Annotated in this window: 15 protein-coding genes; 11 read left to right on the top strand and 4 right to left on the bottom strand. The window is 40.0% G+C overall.

Annotated features, from left to right (window positions below; translation table 11 throughout):
- Positions 1-168 precede the first annotated feature (168 nt).
- The 3 genes from FRX97_RS10445 to ribD are packed head-to-tail and all read right to left on the bottom strand — an operon-like array spanning position 169 to position 2,656.
- Complete coding sequence (locus FRX97_RS10445) at positions 169-774, bottom strand: IMPACT family protein (protein ID WP_147015163.1); 606 nt, start codon at positions 772-774, stop codon at positions 169-171.
- A complete protein-coding gene (locus FRX97_RS10440; RefSeq protein WP_147015162.1) occupies positions 774-1,631 on the bottom strand; it encodes an EamA family transporter in 858 nt (285 codons plus the stop codon). The genes FRX97_RS10445 and FRX97_RS10440 overlap by 1 nt, the downstream gene beginning before the upstream one ends.
- Positions 1,628-2,656 carry a bifunctional diaminohydroxyphosphoribosylaminopyrimidine deaminase/5-amino-6-(5-phosphoribosylamino)uracil reductase RibD gene (ribD, locus tag FRX97_RS10435; protein ID WP_147015161.1) on the bottom strand — a complete coding sequence of 343 codons (1,029 nt, stop codon included), beginning with the start codon at positions 2,654-2,656 and terminating at the stop codon, positions 1,628-1,630. The genes FRX97_RS10440 and ribD overlap by 4 nt, the downstream gene beginning before the upstream one ends.
- Between ribD and prmC the strand changes: the two genes are divergently transcribed.
- From prmC to dapA, 4 genes are read left to right on the top strand one after another with little or no spacing between them, the layout of a single operon-like run.
- Positions 2,641-3,537 (top strand): peptide chain release factor N(5)-glutamine methyltransferase, encoded by an 897-nt coding sequence (gene prmC / locus FRX97_RS10430; RefSeq protein ID WP_317129541.1) that lies wholly within the window; start codon positions 2,641-2,643, stop codon positions 3,535-3,537. The genes ribD and prmC overlap by 16 nt on opposite strands.
- Positions 3,538-3,539: 2 nt before the next feature.
- Positions 3,540-5,561 (top strand): NAD-dependent DNA ligase LigA, encoded by a 2,022-nt coding sequence (ligA, locus tag FRX97_RS10425; protein WP_147015159.1) that lies wholly within the window; start codon positions 3,540-3,542, stop codon positions 5,559-5,561.
- Positions 5,554-6,096: a DUF6913 domain-containing protein gene (locus FRX97_RS10420; RefSeq protein ID WP_394348732.1), complete on the top strand. Its 543-nt coding sequence runs from the start codon at positions 5,554-5,556 to the stop codon at positions 6,094-6,096. The genes ligA and FRX97_RS10420 overlap by 8 nt, the downstream gene beginning before the upstream one ends.
- Positions 6,097-6,100: 4 nt before the next feature.
- The gene (gene dapA / locus FRX97_RS10415) at positions 6,101-6,988 is read left to right on the top strand and encodes a 4-hydroxy-tetrahydrodipicolinate synthase (RefSeq protein WP_147015157.1); all 888 of its coding nucleotides are present in this window, start codon (positions 6,101-6,103) and stop codon (positions 6,986-6,988) included.
- A 133-nt stretch (positions 6,989-7,121) separates the two neighbouring features.
- Here dapA and FRX97_RS10410 read toward each other — a convergent pair whose 3' ends face one another.
- A complete protein-coding gene (locus FRX97_RS10410) occupies positions 7,122-8,366 on the bottom strand; it encodes an aminotransferase class I/II-fold pyridoxal phosphate-dependent enzyme (RefSeq protein WP_147015156.1) in 1,245 nt (414 codons plus the stop codon).
- Positions 8,367-8,480: 114 nt separating this feature from the next.
- Between FRX97_RS10410 and FRX97_RS10405 the strand changes: the two genes are divergently transcribed.
- The 7 genes from FRX97_RS10405 to FRX97_RS10375 all read left to right on the top strand — a co-directional run.
- Positions 8,481-9,269, top strand: coding sequence for an outer membrane protein assembly factor BamD (locus FRX97_RS10405; RefSeq protein WP_147015155.1), 789 nt, complete (start codon positions 8,481-8,483; stop codon positions 9,267-9,269).
- Between the two features lies 1 nt (position 9,270).
- The gene (locus FRX97_RS10400) at positions 9,271-9,621 is read left to right on the top strand and encodes a DNA-directed RNA polymerase subunit omega (protein ID WP_147015154.1); all 351 of its coding nucleotides are present in this window, start codon (positions 9,271-9,273) and stop codon (positions 9,619-9,621) included.
- 60 nt (positions 9,622-9,681) lie between these two features.
- The gene (gene coaBC / locus FRX97_RS10395; protein WP_147015153.1) at positions 9,682-10,887 is read left to right on the top strand and encodes a bifunctional phosphopantothenoylcysteine decarboxylase/phosphopantothenate--cysteine ligase CoaBC; all 1,206 of its coding nucleotides are present in this window, start codon (positions 9,682-9,684) and stop codon (positions 10,885-10,887) included.
- The gene (gene porD / locus FRX97_RS10390; protein WP_147015152.1) at positions 10,847-11,770 is read left to right on the top strand and encodes a type IX secretion system protein PorD; all 924 of its coding nucleotides are present in this window, start codon (positions 10,847-10,849) and stop codon (positions 11,768-11,770) included. The genes coaBC and porD overlap by 41 nt, the downstream gene beginning before the upstream one ends.
- Positions 11,770-13,419, top strand: coding sequence for a DNA repair protein RecN (gene recN, locus FRX97_RS10385; protein WP_147015151.1), 1,650 nt, complete (start codon positions 11,770-11,772; stop codon positions 13,417-13,419). The genes porD and recN overlap by 1 nt, the downstream gene beginning before the upstream one ends.
- Before the next feature lie 32 nt (positions 13,420-13,451).
- Positions 13,452-14,255, top strand: a complete 804-nt coding sequence (locus FRX97_RS10380; RefSeq protein WP_147015150.1) for an enoyl-ACP reductase FabI — start codon at positions 13,452-13,454, stop codon at positions 14,253-14,255.
- 89 nt (positions 14,256-14,344) lie between these two features.
- On the top strand, positions 14,345-17,813 hold a 3,469-nt coding region (locus FRX97_RS10375), incomplete at its 3' end, for a PKD domain-containing protein (protein WP_147015149.1).

The following is a 17,813-nucleotide window of genomic DNA, read 5'->3' as shown; positions in this document are numbered from 1 at the left end:
TGGGGATAAGTAATTCTGAGAAAATGTTTTTTGCCCTATGGTCCAATTTCATCACTGACTATCACGCTGTTAGGAATAGCTATTATTGAAATCCTAAAATATAATATTTGAGTGATTCTTAACCAAAAATTAAGGATTGACGAAGGTCAGTTTAACGTAAAACACAGGTCATATTTCTCTTAACCTACTGTTGTCGAAGCGTTCTAGCCATTCATCGAAAATTTTCCTTTTCGATAGAGGAACTTGTAATTCCAAAACCACTCCTTTTTCCGTGTGTTGCTCGATTAGTTTATCTAGACCTAAATTTTCTTTAAGCTGATAAACTTTAAACGACTCATCGAATGGTGAAAGTATAGTTCGACTCTCAGTCAGCTCTGAAACAATGATATCAGCAGTTTCAAGAGCAATTTGTGCAGAAGTTCGATAAGCTGAGATCAATCCTCCGGTTCCTAACTTGGTTCCTCCAAATATGCGAGTGACGATAATTCCGCTGTTGATAACTTCTTTTGATTGTAACTGACCCAAAATGGGATTTCCCGCTGTTCCGCTTGGCTCCCCGTCGTCATTCGCGCGCTCGTAAATTTCTAATGGGTTAATTCTGTACCCGTAGCAATGATGACCTGCACTTGGGTATTTTTTCCTTTGCTCTTCAATATGCTGCTTTAATTCCTCTTCCGACTCCATTGGAAATACCAATCCATAGAATTTACTTCCCTTTTCCTTGAAAAGAATTTCATGAGCACTTTTAATTGTGTGATACTTTCCGAATTCCATTAAACCAGATTAAGTATTAATACGGCTAATACGGCAAAAACAAGCCCCAACATTTTTACGTAGCTGATCCTTTCCCTAAAGAAAATTAGCCCCAAAAGGGTGGATAGCCCCACTATTCCAACATTATTAACTGGGAAGATTACACTCGCCTCAACTCCTGGACTGGATAAAGACTTTAACAGATAGTATATAGAACCGTAGTTAACTACGCCTAAAACAACTCCAAACCGAAGGGTTTGTCGGTTTATTTTTACCTGCCCCTTGGTTTGGATGGCATGAACGATCAGACCAAAGGCTCCAGCCAAAAAAAACAGACTTGCTACAAAGAAATCACTTGGGTTTCCTGAAAAGTATTTTTCCTCAGTATATTTTAATGCGGTATCGATAACTCCACTCCCTAAAAAGAGAATGATGGGCAACTTCCAATCCGCACCTTTATTTTTTTCTATTCTGTTTTTCTTCCGGTAGGTGAGCAGGAGGACACTTATAATACCTAGAGTGATTCCAATTACCTTCATGGGATACACGCTATCGTTAAATATGAGTATGGCGACCAAAACCGGTATTACAAGTGACATTTTACTAGCGACCGAAGCCGTAGCTAAGCCAAACTTTTGAGTAGTTTTTGCCATCACCATAAATATGGAAATGAAAAGCCCTCCAAGAAATAATGCTACGGGCCACCATTCAAAACTTGGGTTATTAGAAGATTGAAGACCACGGGACAGGGCAACAAATCCAGCCACCAAATAGTTGACAATTAAAACGGGAAACAAAGGAGTGTTTCGCTTTCCCACCAGGCTAAAAACAACATAGATAAGCGAGGAAAATAGTATGCTGAGCGCTAAGTATATCATGAATTGTTTAGGAGTATCTTTAACATGTCCCCGTTGGCAAGGTGCTGTTCTCGGTGGCTAGTTCCACTTAATAAAGGAGCTTTTTTACCTGCAAGGCGCCCACTTCCAATTAGAATCCGGGCTTCATCCCAGGTGTTTTGTTGGATAAAAGCATTTAAAATCTGCAATCCACCTTCGATAATCACACTTTGTATTTGGTTTGCATAACACCAATTTTGAAAACTACTAAGCAAATTATCCTGATAAGAAATGGCCCCTGGAATTTTATTTGCTATTAATTGGTGCGCAAAAATTACGCAGTCATCTTTCTGCCATTCATCCAAATGCTCCTTGTTGGGAAAAGTAGAATTACCAACAAACAGAACTTTTCTTGGAGATTTTCCAGACCATGCTCTAGGGTTTAAGGAAGGCTTGTCGGTATTAAAGGTATTTACCCCTACAGCTATTGCTTGCTCCTCCGTACGCCATTTATGGTTGGTAATTTGGGTTTCTGGCTGGGTAATCCATATTTGCTCCTTGCTATTTTCAGAGCAAAAAACTCCATTCTTAGATTCTGCCCACTTTAATATTAAATAGGGGCGTTTGTTTTTGTGGAAGGTAAAAAAGCGTCGATTCAACCAGTTTCCTTCCTTTGAAAGCACACCTGTAATAACTTCAACTCCGTTTTGTCTTAATTTTTCTACTCCTTTTCCAGCCACTTGCGGATTGGGATCTAAATTGGAAATTACAACCTGCTTTATGCCGTGTTTTAGAATTAAGTCAGCGCAGGGAGGGGTTTTCCCATGATGAAAGCAAGGCTCTAAGTTTACGTACAGTGTGGAATTATTGAGAAGGCTTTTATCCTTAACTGAATTAATGGCGTTTACTTCTGCGTGCGGTCCCCCAAACACACGGTGATATCCTTCTCCAATAATCTTGTTTTCGTGAACAATTACAGATCCAACCATTGGGTTTGGGGCGACATTTCCCAATCCGTTTTCTGCAATTTTTAAACAACGTCTTATGAAGAATTCGTGCATCGGCATGCCGCGAAAATAACTTAATTTGCCACCAAAAAATAAGCTTTATCTCGCCAAAAAACCTAGCCGACTATAAGTATCTATTTCAACGGGAATTAGATGAGCTATATCCTAAAAGTGAAATTCTTTCGCTCTACAAAATCGCTGTAGCTGAGATTATGGATATCCCTTTTAATCGGGTTGCAATCGAACAACATAGGGAGCCCAATTCATATCAACACAAAAAAATAGAAGGGGTTTTATTACAGTTAAAGCAACAGAAACCTATTCAATACATATTAGATAAGGCGTATTTTTTGGATTTACCCTTGTTGTTAAATGAAAAGGTGCTGATTCCCCGACCCGAAACAGAGGAGTTAGTTTTAAAAGTGATAGAATCATTGGGATATGATTTTTCTGGTAGCATAATAGATGTGGGTACAGGGTCGGGTTGTATTGCACTTGCGCTCAAGAAATTTATGCCTGGTGCAAAAATTACTGGCGTGGATAAAAGTGCCGAGGCGATAGAAGTAGCCAAGAAAAATGGGATTGAAAACAATATTGATGTTCAGTTCTTATCCCTTCCCGTTGAGGAAGTCGATTTGAATGCTTTTGATATTATAGTTTCTAACCCGCCCTACATAGGTTGGGATGAGCAAAATGAAATGGGGGACAATGTGTTAAAATACGAGCCCGGGATGGCGCTATTTTCTGATGATCCTAACTACTTTTATAAATACATAGCCAAGCAAATAAACCCCTTGAAAAAAGGTAAATGCCTTTTTTATGAGTTGAACCCTAAATACGCAGAAGAGGTTAAGGAGTTTGTAAGCACGTGCGGATTTAAGGATGTTGAAATCGAGTTGGATTTATCAGGTAAGAAAAGGATGTTAATCGCAGGGAATTAAACATGGAAGAAGTTGAGAGATTAAAGGAGTTAACGAAAAGTCTCCATTGGCACAACTACCTTTACTATGTAAAGAATAAGCCGGAAATAAGTGATTATGACTTCGATATTTTATTGAAAGAGTTAGAATCATTAGAGGCGAAATACCCTCAATACGCATCTAAAAATTCTCCAACAAAAAGGGTGGGAGGAGACATTACCAGGAAATTTGAGGTGGTTAACCACAACTACCCAATGTTATCACTGGCTAACACTTATTCCAAAGATGAATTGGAGGCCTTTATTGAGCGCTGCGAGAAGGGATTAGGAAAATCTCCAGAATATATATGTGAGTTAAAATACGATGGGGTAGCCATTTCATTGAGATATAAGAATGGCGAGTTAGAAAAAGCAATTACCCGTGGCGACGGGACAAAAGGTGAAGATATTACCAACAACGTCAAAACGGTTAGAGCTATACCTCTGAGCATCTCAGGTGATTATCCAGATGAATTTGAAGTGCGAGGCGAAATCTTCATGCCACTAGATGCCTTTCAGCGATTAAATGAAAGCAGATTGGAGGCAGGAGAGGACACCTTTGCAAATCCAAGGAATACCTGTGCAGGAACTCTTAAAATGCAGGATTCCAAGATAGTTGCGGAACGTGAGTTGGATAGTTATGTGTATGGATTTCTAAGCGACAAGCAGGGGTTTATTGCCACACAGTTCGAAGCATATGAAAAGCTGAACAATTGGGGCTTTAAAGTCCCACAAAAGCATGACAATAAAGTTCTCGTAACCGATAAACCCCAGGAGATATTCGATTTTATTAATTATTGGGATAAAAATCGTGGGCAACTCCCGTTTGAAATTGACGGGATCGTAATTAAAGTAAATCGTTTTTCGGATCAAGAAGAATTGGGTTACACCAGCAAAACCCCAAAATGGGCTGTGGCATTCAAGTATAAGGCGGAAGAAATTTCTACCGAATTGTTGGATGTCATCTACCAGGTTGGAAGAACTGGGGCTATTACGCCGGTGGCTATTTTAGATCCAGTTTCTTTGTCGGGCACTACGGTAAAAAGAGCTTCGCTGCATAATGCCGACCAGATAGAAAAACTAGACCTTCACAAAGGCGATTATGTATTCGTTGAAAAAGGCGGGGAGATAATTCCTAAAGTCACCAAAGTTGATATAGAAAAACGAAAGGGGAGAAACCTAGAAAAAATCAACTTCATTTCACAATGTCCAGCCTGCAATGCTGAATTAAAAAGGGTAGAAGGAGAGGCTCAACATTTTTGCGATAACAGCCTTAATTGTTCTCCTCAAGTGGCTGGAAAGCTCATTCATTTTATTTCCAGAAAAGCAATGGACGTTGAAGGAATCGGCGCTGAATCAATTGAGCAGTTTATTCATGCCGGGTTGATAAAACTCCCTAGTGATTTGTATACGCTAGAATTCAGCGATTTAATAAAATTAGAGCGTTGGGGTGAAAAATCGGTTGAAAATGCGCTAGAAGGCATTGAGAAATCCAAAGAAATTCCATTCCAAAGAGTTGTTTTTGCTTTGGGAATAAGGTTTGTGGGAGAGACGGTTGCCAAGCGATTAGTGAAACATTTTGGAGATATAGATAACTTAATTTCAGCTTCTCGAGAAACCCTTGAAGCCGTGCCAGACATAGGCCCTAGAATTGCTGAAAGCCTCCGAAATTACTTTGATAATCCCCTGCATATTGAAGAAATCAATCGTTTGCGTAGCTTTGGCCTGAAATTTCAGGTTGAAGAGAGCGAAAAGAAATTGGAAAACGCCGTTTTCGAAGGATTAAATATGGTGGTTTCCGGAACCTTTACCTCATTCGATAGAAATGAATTAAAAGCGCTAATTGAAAGGCACGGTGGCGTAATTAAAAGCGGTGTCACTTCTAAGGTGAATGTTTTGGTTGCTGGTGAAAATATGGGGCCATCGAAAAGACAAAAAGCCGAAGGATTGGGAGTTGAAATTTGGACTGAACAGCAGTTTCTAGAAAGATTGGATAGGCGTGATTAAATGGTTTAAAAGAAAAGTTGGGTTTTACCGTATGGCTAAAACCCTTCAGAATGAAAATAGAGAGGTTGAAGCAATAAATATTAACCAAGCACGAAAGCTTGGTTTATTGTTCGATGCAACCCATGCTGAACAGCTTGAGCAGGCCCGTCAGTTAAAAAATGAGTTTAAATCCAAGTATCCAAATTTGGAGTTTATCGCCCTCGGATGGTATCAAAAGGAAATTCCGAAAACCGTTGAAAAAGAAGCTGGCTTTTCATTTTTCAATAAATCGGATTACAGTTTTTTCTATAAACCGAAAGAGTCAAGTAAATCCATTAAGAATTTTCTAACGAATAAATACGATATCGTCCTCGATCTTACGATGGATTTTAATTTTCCAATCAAACGGATTATTGTCGAGACCGACGCGAAATTGCGAGTTGGGGTTTTCTCCAAATACAACGAACCCTTTTTCGACTTATTTATAAACACAAGAAAAAACGTAAAAGAATTCGCTCAGCAAGCAATCTATTACCTGGGCGTGCTTAATAAATAACACAATGGACGGAAGTATTTTTAAAGGCCTTGGGGTTGCAATGGTTACCCCTTTTAAAGCGGATGGAAGTGTAGATTTTGAAGGGCTTAAAAATTTAACTTCACACCTGGTAGATGCACATACCGAATACCTTGTGGTAATGGGTACTACCGGTGAATCTGCAACACTCACCAAAGAAGAAAAACTCGAAGTACTCGAGACGGTAAAATCGGTAGCTAAAGGCAAATCGAAGATTGTTTGGGGTTGTGGAGGTAATAATACCGCCGTGGTGGCAAAAGAAATTGCTGGGGTTGAAAAATTAGGAGTAGACGGAATTTTATCTGTTTCTCCAGCCTACAATAAACCTACGCAGGAGGGTATTTACATGCATTACGCAACCCTTGCGAAAGCTACCAGCTTACCTATTATCCTTTATAATGTACCAGGAAGAACGGCGAGCAACATGTTGGCCGAAACTACTTTAAAACTTGCTATTGACTTTAGTAACATTGTGGCAATTAAGGAAGCTAGCGGTAACCTGGAGCAAATAGGGGATATCATAAAAGCAAAACCCGACCATTTTGAAGTGATTTCTGGAGATGATGGGTTAAGCCTGCCTATTCTTGCAATGGGAGGAATTGGAGTTATTTCTGTAGTAGGAAATGCTTTTCCTACAGAGTTCAGAGAAATGATTCATGCTACAATAAATTCTGATCTTGAATTAGCTAGAGAGCGTCACTACCAATTACACAATATGATGCAGCTTTTATTTAAGGAAGGAAATCCAGGTGGAATAAAAGAAGCATTAAGGCTTAAAGGAATTTGCGAAAACTACGTAAGACTTCCTTTGGTGCCGGTATCTAAATCACTATCTGATAAGATTAGAGAAAATATTTTAAGTGAAGCGCTTTAGATATTTGTAAATCAAAATATTATAAGTACTTAAGACCGCCAATTGGCGGTTTTTTTTATGCTACTTATGATGTGAAATAAAAAAGGGATAACCATTATGGTCATCCCTTTTAAACTTACTACTAGCCTGCAAATTATGCCCAGCTAACAATTTTATCAGAGTGGTATTCTCCAGCTTGTAATTTCTTCTGAACCTTTTTAAAAGTTTCGATGGTGTACTCTACATCCTCTAAAGTATGTACAGCAGTTGGAATTAATCTTAGTAAGATAACATCCTTAGGAACTACTGGATAAACCACAATTGAACAGAAAATATTATAGTTTTCTCTTAGGTCTAATGTGATGTTTGTCGCTTCTCCAAGAGTACCTTTAAGGTATACCGGAGTTACAGCAGAGTCGGTAACACCTAAATCAAATCCAGCCTCTCTAAGACCCGACTGAAGTGCGTTAGCGATTTCCCAAAGCTTGTCTTTAAATTCAGGAGAAGACTTAATCATCTCTAAACGCTTGCGAGCTCCAATAACCAATGGCATTGGTAAAGACTTTGCAAAGGTTTGAGACCTCATGTTATATCTCAGGAACTCAATTACATGTTCGTCGGCAGAAACAAACGCTCCGATAGAAGCCATTGCCTTTGCAAAAGTTCCAAAGTATACATCGATTTCATCTTGAACTCCTTGGGCAAAACCTGCACCTCTACCATTTTCACCTACCGTTCCAAATCCGTGTGCATCATCAACGAAAAGTCTAAAACCGTATTCCTTTTTATAGGCTACTATTTCTTTCAATTTCCCTTGATCTCCAGCCATACCGAAAACACCTTCTGTAAGAACTAGAATTCCTCCATCGGTTTTGTCAACGATTTTCTTGGCGCGCTTTAATTGCTTTTCAAAGCTTTCCATGTCGTTATGTTGGAAAACAAAGCGATTTCCAAGGTGCATTCTAACACCATCTAACATACATGCATGACACTCTGAGTCGTATACAATTACGTCATTACGATCTACCAAAGCATCGATAGCAGACATACATCCCTGATAACCGTAGTTAAGTAGGAAAGTATCCTCCTTGCCAACAAACTTAGATAACTCCTCTTCTAAAGCTTCGTGCTGAGCGGTCTGACCACTCATCATTCTAGCCCCCATCGGGTAAGCTAATCCCCACTCACGAGTTGCCTCTTCGTCTACCTTTCTTATTTCCGGATGGTTCCCTAAACCTAAATAATTGTTTACTGACCATACCAATACTTCTTTTCCTCTAAAGAACATCTTGTTGGAAATAGGTCCTTCTAACTTTGGAAAAGTAAAGTAACCGTGTGATTCCTTTGAATGCTGACCCAATGGTCCGCGATTGTTCTTGATACGTTCGAAAATGTCCAAACCTTATAGTTTTTAAAACAGACTGCAAATTTAACTAATAATGAATCGCGCTCAAAATGAACCGCAAAATTCACCGTTAATCCTTCTACATTATTCTATATTTGCACCCGATTTATGAAGCGAATTCTATTTTTCCTAATCACTGCAATCACTTTGTCCTCTTGTAGTGAGTACATGAAATTGCTAAAAAGTTCTGACGCTGAACTTAAATTTAATAAGGCAAAAGAATTTTACGAGGAGGGGAGTTATGATAAGGCAATTCCGCTATGTGAAGACGTAATTGGAGCCTTTAGAGGCACAAAAAGGCACGAAGAGGTTTATTTTATTTACGCGTCGAGTTATTATGAGCTGGGGGATTATTTTTTCGCTGAAAATTATTACCGCCAGTTTGTTAAAACATTTCCCCGCTCTAAGTATGCCGAAGAATGTGCATTTAAAGCGGCACTTTGCTCGTATCAGCTTTCCCCGAAATATAGTCTAGACCAGTCATACACTTTTAAAGCGATCGATAACTTGCAGCTTTTTATTGAAGCATATCCAGAGTCTTCTAAGCGAGATACTTGTAACAAGCTAATGACCCAGTTAAACCAAAAACTGGAGCTAAAATCATACGAAAACAGTAAGCTTTACTTTAAAACCTTGCATTACGAGTCGGCTGTAATTTCTTTAAATAATACCTTAAAGGATTTCCCGAACTCCGCTTATGAGGAAGATATTCGATTTTTAATACTGAAATCTAGCTACGAACTGGCGATTAACAGTGTGGTAAAAAAGAAAAAAGAGCGTTTAGAAGCTACCGTTGAGGCGTATCAAAAATATATTGATAAATTTGCCGACTCGAATAGAGCCGGTCAAGCCGAAAATCTATACGAAAACACGATTAAAGAACTAGAACGATTATAACATGGCTGTTGATTTTAAAAATTCTAATGCAGAAAGAACAACTGTAACAAGAAACCTTGTAGATCTTGAAGATAAAACTGGAAACATCTACGAGTCAATTGTTGTGGTTAGTAAAAGAGCCAATCAATTAAGTAAAATCCTTAAGGAGGAGCTTACTTCTAAGCTTTCTGAGTTTGCAACTACTTCTGATAACCTAGAAGAGGTTTTTGAGAACAGAGAGCAAATTGAAATTTCTAGATTTTACGAAAAACTTCCTAAGCCTCATTCAATTGCATTTGAAGAAATGCTTGAAGGGAATACTTATTTCAGAAAGGTAGAAGAAGAAGAGGAAAAGCCGAGTATAGAGCTTTAATCTGCCTTTTTATTCTCAATTTCGAAACCCCGTTATGGGGTTTTTTTATTTTTAGTGCCTATGGATTTTCGTGGTAAGAAAATATTGTTGGGAATTACAGGAGGAATTGCAGCCTATAAAATTCCTCTTCTAATACGGCTGCTCTTAAAAGAAGGGGCTGAAGTAAAAGTTGTTATTACCAAGTCAGCTGAAGACTTCGTTACCCTTAAAACATTATCGGTTCTGACAAAGGGGGAGGTTTACAAAGATTTTTACGACAGTAACAATTCCTGGAATAACCATGTAGAGTTGGGGCTCTGGGCGGATGTTTTCTTAATTGCTCCGTGTACGGCCAATACTTTGGCTAAAATGGCACAGGGAATATGCGATAATCTATTGCTAGCCACCTATTTATCTATGCGAGGGAAAGTTATGGTAGCTCCTGCTATGGATTTAGACATGTGGGAACATCCTAGTACTCAAAACAATCTAAAAACACTTAAATCATACGGAGTTGAACTAATAGACCCGGCTTCTGGCGCACTTGCTAGTGGATTAAATGGTAAGGGGAGATTGCCAGAACCAGAAAGTCTTTTAAAGCAATTAGCTGAGTTGTTTTCAACGGATAAACCTTGGTCCGATAAAAAAATACTGATCACCGCGGGACCAACTTATGAGGACATCGATCCTGTTAGGTTTATTGGAAATCATTCAACAGGGAAAATGGGTTACGCGCTGGCTGAAAATTTCGCTAAAAATGGGGCCGAGGTTACTTTGGTTTCTGGTCCTACTCACTTGGAAGTGAAACACCCAAGAATAAACTGCATATCAGTACGGTCTGCTACACAAATGCTAGAAGAATCAAAAAAACATTTTTCAGACTGCCATGTAGCTATTTTCTGTGCTGCCGTTTCCGATTATAAAACGGCTCAAACAGCAACGGATAAAATAAAGCGCGAAAAACAGGGTGAAATGACACTTGCCTTGGTTCAAAATCCGGATATCGCTAGAACGCTTAGCGAAGGAAAAAAAGACCAAATTTGCGTTGGGTTTGCTTTAGAAACGAGTGCAGAGGTGGAAAATGCCAAAGGCAAGTTAAAGCGTAAAAACCTCGACGCCATTGTATTAAACAAACAAGATGTAAATGCTGGCACTGGGTTTGGCAGCAATACAAACAAAATATTTATGTTTAGCTCGGATAATAGAGTTTTCGAATCCGAGTTAAAGAGCAAAGATCTTATTGCGAATGACATTCAAACTACCCTTAAAGACTGGTTTTTTACTTAGCATTCTCGCATTTACATTGTTTTTACCCCACATTGCGTGGGGACAAGAATTAAATGCCACCGTGCAAGTTACCTACGAAAGAGTAAAAGCCCAGGCTACGAACCCCAGAATTTTTGAAACATTAGAGCGTACTGCTCAGGAGTTTTTAAACAATACCAAATGGGGAGGAGACGATTTTCAACTAGAAGAAAGGATTCAATGCTCTTTCCTTTTTACCATTGATAAAATATCAGGAAACACATACGAAGGAAGTATACAGGTAACCTCAAGTCGTCCGGTATTTAATTCCAACTACAGTACTACCTTGTTAAATCATAAGGATAACGACTTTACTTTTTCCTACACGGAAAATGCGCCAATTATATTTACCCCTAACCAATTTAAAGACAACTTATCCTCCGTACTGGCCTATTATGCCTACTTGGTGCTTGCCATGGACTACGATAGTTTTAGTCGTGAGGGTGGAAAAGCCTATTTTACTTTGGCCCAGAGGGTGGTAGCCAATGCTCAAAATGCAGGATTCGATGGCTGGAGAAGTTCCGAAGGAGTTAGAAACAGATTTTGGATAGTAGACAACGCCCTCCAAGAAGCATTTAAACCTATTAGAGACTGTGTGTATGAGTACCACAGACAAGGGTTGGATCAAATGTATTCTAACACAGAGGATGCGCGAAAAACAATAATCGAAGCGTTAAAGAAATTAGAACGGGTGCATGCGGTAAAACCCCTAAGCATAAACATGCAAATCTTTTTTAATGCCAAAAGTCAGGAGATCATTAATATTTTTGATGCCTCCCCAGCGCAAGAAAAAGAATCACTTTTATCTCTGCTGGGCAAATTGGATCCATCCAACCTAAGCAAATACCAAAAACTGGTTGATTAATGCTCAAGCATCTTCACATTAAAAACTTCGCTTTAATCGAGGAAGCGAAATTAGATTTTAAGAAGGGGTTAACTGTTATTACCGGTGAAACAGGTGCTGGAAAATCGATTATGCTAGCGGCTCTTGGACTTATTACCGGGAATAGAGCCGACCTTTTAGCCATTGGGAATAAGGAGGAAAAATGTACTGTAGAGGCTCATTTTATGCTATCTAAAGAGCATAAATCCATATTTGATGAGGAAGATTTAGATTTTGAGGTAGATAGTATTATCCGCAGAGAGTTACTTCCTTCTGGAAAGAGCAGGGCCTTTATCAATGATACCCCCGTTCAATTAAAAGTACTTAAAGAAATTACTGCCCATTTGGTAGATATTCACAGCCAGCAAGACAACCAGTTGCTGCTTGATCCAGCGTATCGAATAATGCTGCTGGACCAGCTTTCTGAAAACGGATTAATCAAGCAGGATTACCAGGCTATCTATGCGGAATACAAAGAGAAATTATCTCTTTTAAAGAGTAAAAAATCCAAGGCAAATCAATTAAAGGAGGCTTTAGATTTTAAACAGTTCCAATTAAATGAGTTGCAGTCGGCAAATCTTGATAATCCCTCGGAGCTTGAGGAATTGGAGGAGCGCCAGCAGTTATTCGAAAAATCAGAGGAAGTAAACGGGACCTGTAAGGAGATTTTAGGGTTAAATGAGGAACCTGCCGATGTTATTGCCCTGATATCGGGTATAGCAAATAAGCTGTCTAAGCTGTCGGAATCTATAGGCTCTTTTGAAGAAATGGCCGAACAGGCCATAGACGTAGAGGAGAAGCTAAGGGATTTAACCTTTCAGGCTTCTAAAATTCTCGATAGCTCAGATTTTGATGAAGCTGAATTAAAAGCAAATACAGAGCGTTTAGATGTTTTAAATGAACTGATTAGCAAATATCGGGTGGCTTCATTGGAGGAGTTAATCATCAAGAAGCAAGAACTAGCATCCGAAGTTGCGGATACAGAAAATATAGATGAGGATATAGAGCAGTTGGAAAAAGAAGTGAAGGATTGTTCTCAAAAACTACTCGCTTCAGCTAAGGAGCTCAGGTCTGAAAGAAAAAAGGCAGCTCAAAAGCTAGAAAAAGAAATATTGGCGGCACTACCTTTCCTTAATATTTCGTCAGCTCAATTAAATTTCACTTTTTCAGATCTTCCGCAACCAGACGAAAGCGGAATGGATGAAGTGGAGATTATGGCGAGTTTAAACCCCGGTTCTCCTGTGGCGCCATTAATTCGAATCGCGAGCGGGGGAGAATTATCGCGAATTATGCTTGCTCTTAAGTTTGCCATTGGGAAAAAGCTAAACCTTCCCACCATGATTTTCGATGAAATAGATACGGGATTAGGTGGAGAGACCGCAAGTAAAATGGGACAGTTGTTAAAGGAAATGGCTCATTCTACCCAGTTAATTTCAATTACTCATTTGGCGCAAATTGCCGCGAAAGGCGCCCATCATTTAAGGGTTGTAAAGGAGTCTGACCAACAGGTCACGCAGACGATAATAGAGGAGTTACCCGCTTCCGAAAGGTTAAACGAAGTAGCTCGAATGATTAGTGGAGAACATATTACGCCAGAAGCTTTAGCAAATGCTAAAGTGCTACTGAATTAAAAAAATATATTTGCCCAATAAATAACGCAGTTATGACAAAGTTACTGGAAGGAAAAAGAGGGATAATCTTTGGAGCCCTTAACGATAAATCTATTGCTTGGAAAGTTGCCGAAAAGGCAGCAGAACAAGGCGCAAAGTTTACGCTTACCAATGCGCCAATCGCCCTAAGAATGGGTGAGATTAATGCACTGGCAGAAAAAACTGGATCAGCAGTAATTACAGCCGATGCAACGGACATGAACGACCTAAAGGCCTTGTTCGAGAAAAGTCAAGAAGAACTAGGAGGGAAGCTAGATTTTGTTCTGCATTCGATTGGAATGTCTCCTAACGTGAGAAAAGGGAAACACTACACTGGATTGGATCATAACTTTTATGCTAAGACGCTGGATGTTTCTGCAGCTTCTTTTCACAAAGTATTGCAAACTGCCTATGAAATGGACGCTATCAATGAATGGGGGTCTGTTCTTGGCTTGACATACATCGCAGCGCAGCGTGTATTCCCAGACTATAATGATATGGCAGACGCTAAAGCGCTTTTAGAATCTATTGCTAGGAGTTTTGGTTACCACTATGGAGTGAAACGCAAAGTTAGAGTAAACACCATTTCTCAAAGTCCAACACCAACTACAGCAGGTACGGGTGTTAAAGGATTCGACAGCTTCATTAATTACGCAGATAGTATGTCTCCACTTGGAAATGCCGATGCTTCAGCATGTGCTGACTATTGTATCTCAATGTTTTCAGATTTAACTCGTTTTGTAACCATGCAGAACTTATTCCACGACGGAGGATTCTCCTTTACTGGTGTAAGCGAAAAGGTTATGGAAAAATTCTAGATTTTAATAACAACTTAATTTGAAAAGAGCCGTCCGACCAAAGACGGCTTTTTTGCGTTAATTTTAGCGCCTATAACCTCTTTACGCATATGCGATTAGTACTGAAAATCTTTTTTGCACTTATTGTTTGTCTGCAAGCACCCCAAATAAAAGCTCAAAACCTTACTGGGACAGATTTCTGGTTTATGATGCCAGAAAATGGTGGTTTTACAGGCTTTGGAAATGGCGGTGTAAATGAAATCTTTATTGTATCTCAATACTGCATAGATTCTGCCTACATCGACATTTTTGCATACGATCAACGCATTTATTTTTCAGTAGAACCGGGTAATTTTAACCGAGTTGAAATCCAACCCAGCAGGTTTGGCGTAACTTCCTATCCTCGTGTTGGGGATAACTCCGAATTAAATACCACGGTTAGAAAAGGGGTGCACATTAGCTCACCCTTACCCATATCTGTTTATTTCTCAAGTTCCGACCAGGCATCTTCGGACGGTGAATCAATTATTCCATTATCAAAGCTAGGAACGGATTACGTTATTTCATTTAGAAACTCAGGATCACCTTCGGGAGGATGTAGAACCCCTACAAATACTTATGGGCATGTTTTAGGAATAGAGGATAATACGGATGTTACCATCAACACTTGGGATGTTTTTGGTCCCGTTACTTATTCGGTACAGCTAGATGCGGGAGAAATCTATTCCTGGCGTACCAATAATGAATGTGGAGACGACTATCCAAACCCCATCCGCTGTAGGGGGTTAAGTGGAACCCGAGTTACGGCTAATAAAAAGGTCGCCACCTATGGATCCAATCCCTGTGGGGTAGTCGGTACCGGTGGAAATTGCGATGTTATGTTTGCCTCCTTTTTGCCGATCACGGAGCAAACCGATAAATATGTAGTAGTGCAAACCCAACAGCGGGGACCTAAAGTAGCCAACTCCACCATAGGTGGGCAATCCTGTAGTAATAACGGTTTATTAGGGTCGGGAGATTATGTAGAAATTACCGGTAGGATAGGAGAGCAGGTTCAAATTACGTCTCGTTTAGGGGTGGAAATAGTAAATATCCCTCCTCCCGCTGGAACCACTTCCAACTATGGATACGGCTCCATTATTAAAGAAATTCCAGAAGCGCTACCAGGCGATATAGGCGAGGCTAATATGCTTATTGAAGGGGAAGGTCCTCTCCAAGTTGTGCAGTACAATAAGGGTAGACATGCCGATGATACGGATATCGATCAGTTAGACCCTGCCGATCCCGAAGCATTATTAGTGTTACCGCCAAGCTTGTGGGAGAGCTCCTATTTCTTTTATCCTATTCGAACCCCAAATGCAGAAACTCAAGAGTTAGTTGTCGTGGTAGAGGATATCGGGAATCCATCTCCTATTACATCCATTGAGGTTAATGATCAGAATATTGGTGCAACGGGATGGACAACAGTTCCGAACACTTTGTTCAAGTTTAAGCGCGTTTCTTTTCCCACTTTCGAGGCATCGAAGGTGGTATCTACAACAGGAGCTAAATTCGGTTTGTATTTCTTTGCAAGGGGGACCAGGGAAACAGCCTTTTTCTCGGGTGGATATGGCCCTATTCAAGATTTAAATCTTTGTGACCAATGCGGTGAAATTGATATCACCATTAATGGCTCAACCTGTTTTGGATCCGAAATTTCTTTTGAACCAAGGATCTACTCCTTTACAAGACCATCCAACCTTAATTTTCTGTGGAATTTTGGGGACGGAACCACAAGTATTGATGAATTTCCGAGCAAAACCTACGACAATACGGGCGTTTACGAAGTTACCTTGCAAGTTTCAGGTACTGGTGGATGCCTACTTGAAACCAAAAAAACGGTATATGTAAATGAGGTTGAGTTAACTCCAGAAGCCAATCCCGATACAATTTGCCTTGGTGAAACTTCTACTTTAAATCCCAATTTCCAATTAATTCCTGGGGGTAAACAAATTGTTCAGTATAGAAATATTGAAACTGATACATTATTAATTCCAGATGCAGGTGTTTCAACCTTTTGGGATGGTTCTGCTGGCGGATTTAACACCTACCTAGAATCTGAGGTTAACGTAGATGGTATTTATCTTACCCCTGCTAGAATCGATTCGGTATGTATCAATTTAGATCATGAGTTAATAACCGACATTAACTTATTCTTGGTTTCTCCATCGGGCATTTTATACGAATTGCTTACTTCGCCTCAATCAGATGGTAGAACAAACCTGAGAAAGACCTGCTTTACGAACTCGGCTTCGGTAAACATTGTAAATGCTTTACCTCCTTATACTGGGAGTTACAGACCAGAGGGAGGGAGTTTCCCTCTCGGAGGTGTTGGAGCTGCCGTTGCTGGAACTTGGAAATTAAGGGTGGGAGATGAGAGAATCAATTTCAGAGGACGCCTGGTGGATTGGTCCATTTATGTTTCTGCAGATATCGGTGTTCAAAGTTTCGACTGGAATCCAAAGGATGTATCAAACCTAAATCCAGAGTCTGGTTCTGTACAAATTAACCCGCAAGAAGTAGGTGACTACAATTATAAAATTGCGGTTACCGATTTCTCAGGATGTATGGATCTTGATTCGGTTGATGTTAACGTGCAACGACTTCCGGTTACTCTCTCTCACCAAGATACCCTGCTTTGTAACATCTACGAAGACTTCGATTTAAATCAACTCATTACCGATTCGCTGAAGCTTACTAATGGCGTTTGGACCATCCTCAACGGTAACCCCGCTAATCTCTCGGGCTCTCTTTTCGATAACCGCGGGATTCCTGCCGGTGATTACCAGTTTCTATACACCCAAGATATTTTCTGTGGAAAAGACTCCGCTCTGGTGAATGTTACCGTGACCGAACTTCCATTTTTAGGTCAAAATGCCATTGACACGCTCTGCGATACCGAAAATCCTCTGGATCTATTCCCATACTTAGGAAATGATGTTACTTCAGGTGGATTCTGGACCAACTACGACGGAGTACCAGAAGCAGCTTTTGCCGGCAATACCGGAATCGTTGATCCTAGAAAAGTGAGCGAAGGCAATTACTTTTTCTACTACAAAGTTCCCGTTGCAGGCTGTCCAGCCGACTCCTCCAATGTCAACCTTCAAATCAACCACCAACCCGATGCAGGTTCTAACGGAGATACCATCATTTGTGAATCGGGGATTCCCCTTACCCTGCTCACGGTACTTAACGACAACCCAGAATCGGCTGGTACCTGGACCGATTTAGATAACTCAGGTGGATTAGATGGACAGTTGTTCCGTGGAATTGACACGCCCAACAATCCTAACGAACAGACTTTTACTTTCGACTATACCATAAAAGGTAAAAAAGCTTGTATCGATTCTTCGGCATTGGCTACCGTTCGTGTTATTGCCGCTCCAGAGCTTACCTTTGCTGCAGATTTTCCCATTCTTTGTAAAGATTCTGCTGTTACCATTACCGCTACTATGGTTGGAAACGGTCCTTTTGATCTTGAAATCTCCGATGGCAACGGAAATACCTATCCTGCGCTTAACGAGCTACCGGTAATTAACT

Origin of the sequence: Luteibaculum oceani, assembly GCF_007995015.1 — a bacterium.
Classification (GTDB): Bacteria; Bacteroidota; Bacteroidia; order Flavobacteriales_D; family Luteibaculaceae; genus Luteibaculum; species Luteibaculum oceani.
Note: the sequence above shows the minus strand (reverse complement) of the source record. Positions and strands in the feature narration are given on the sequence as shown.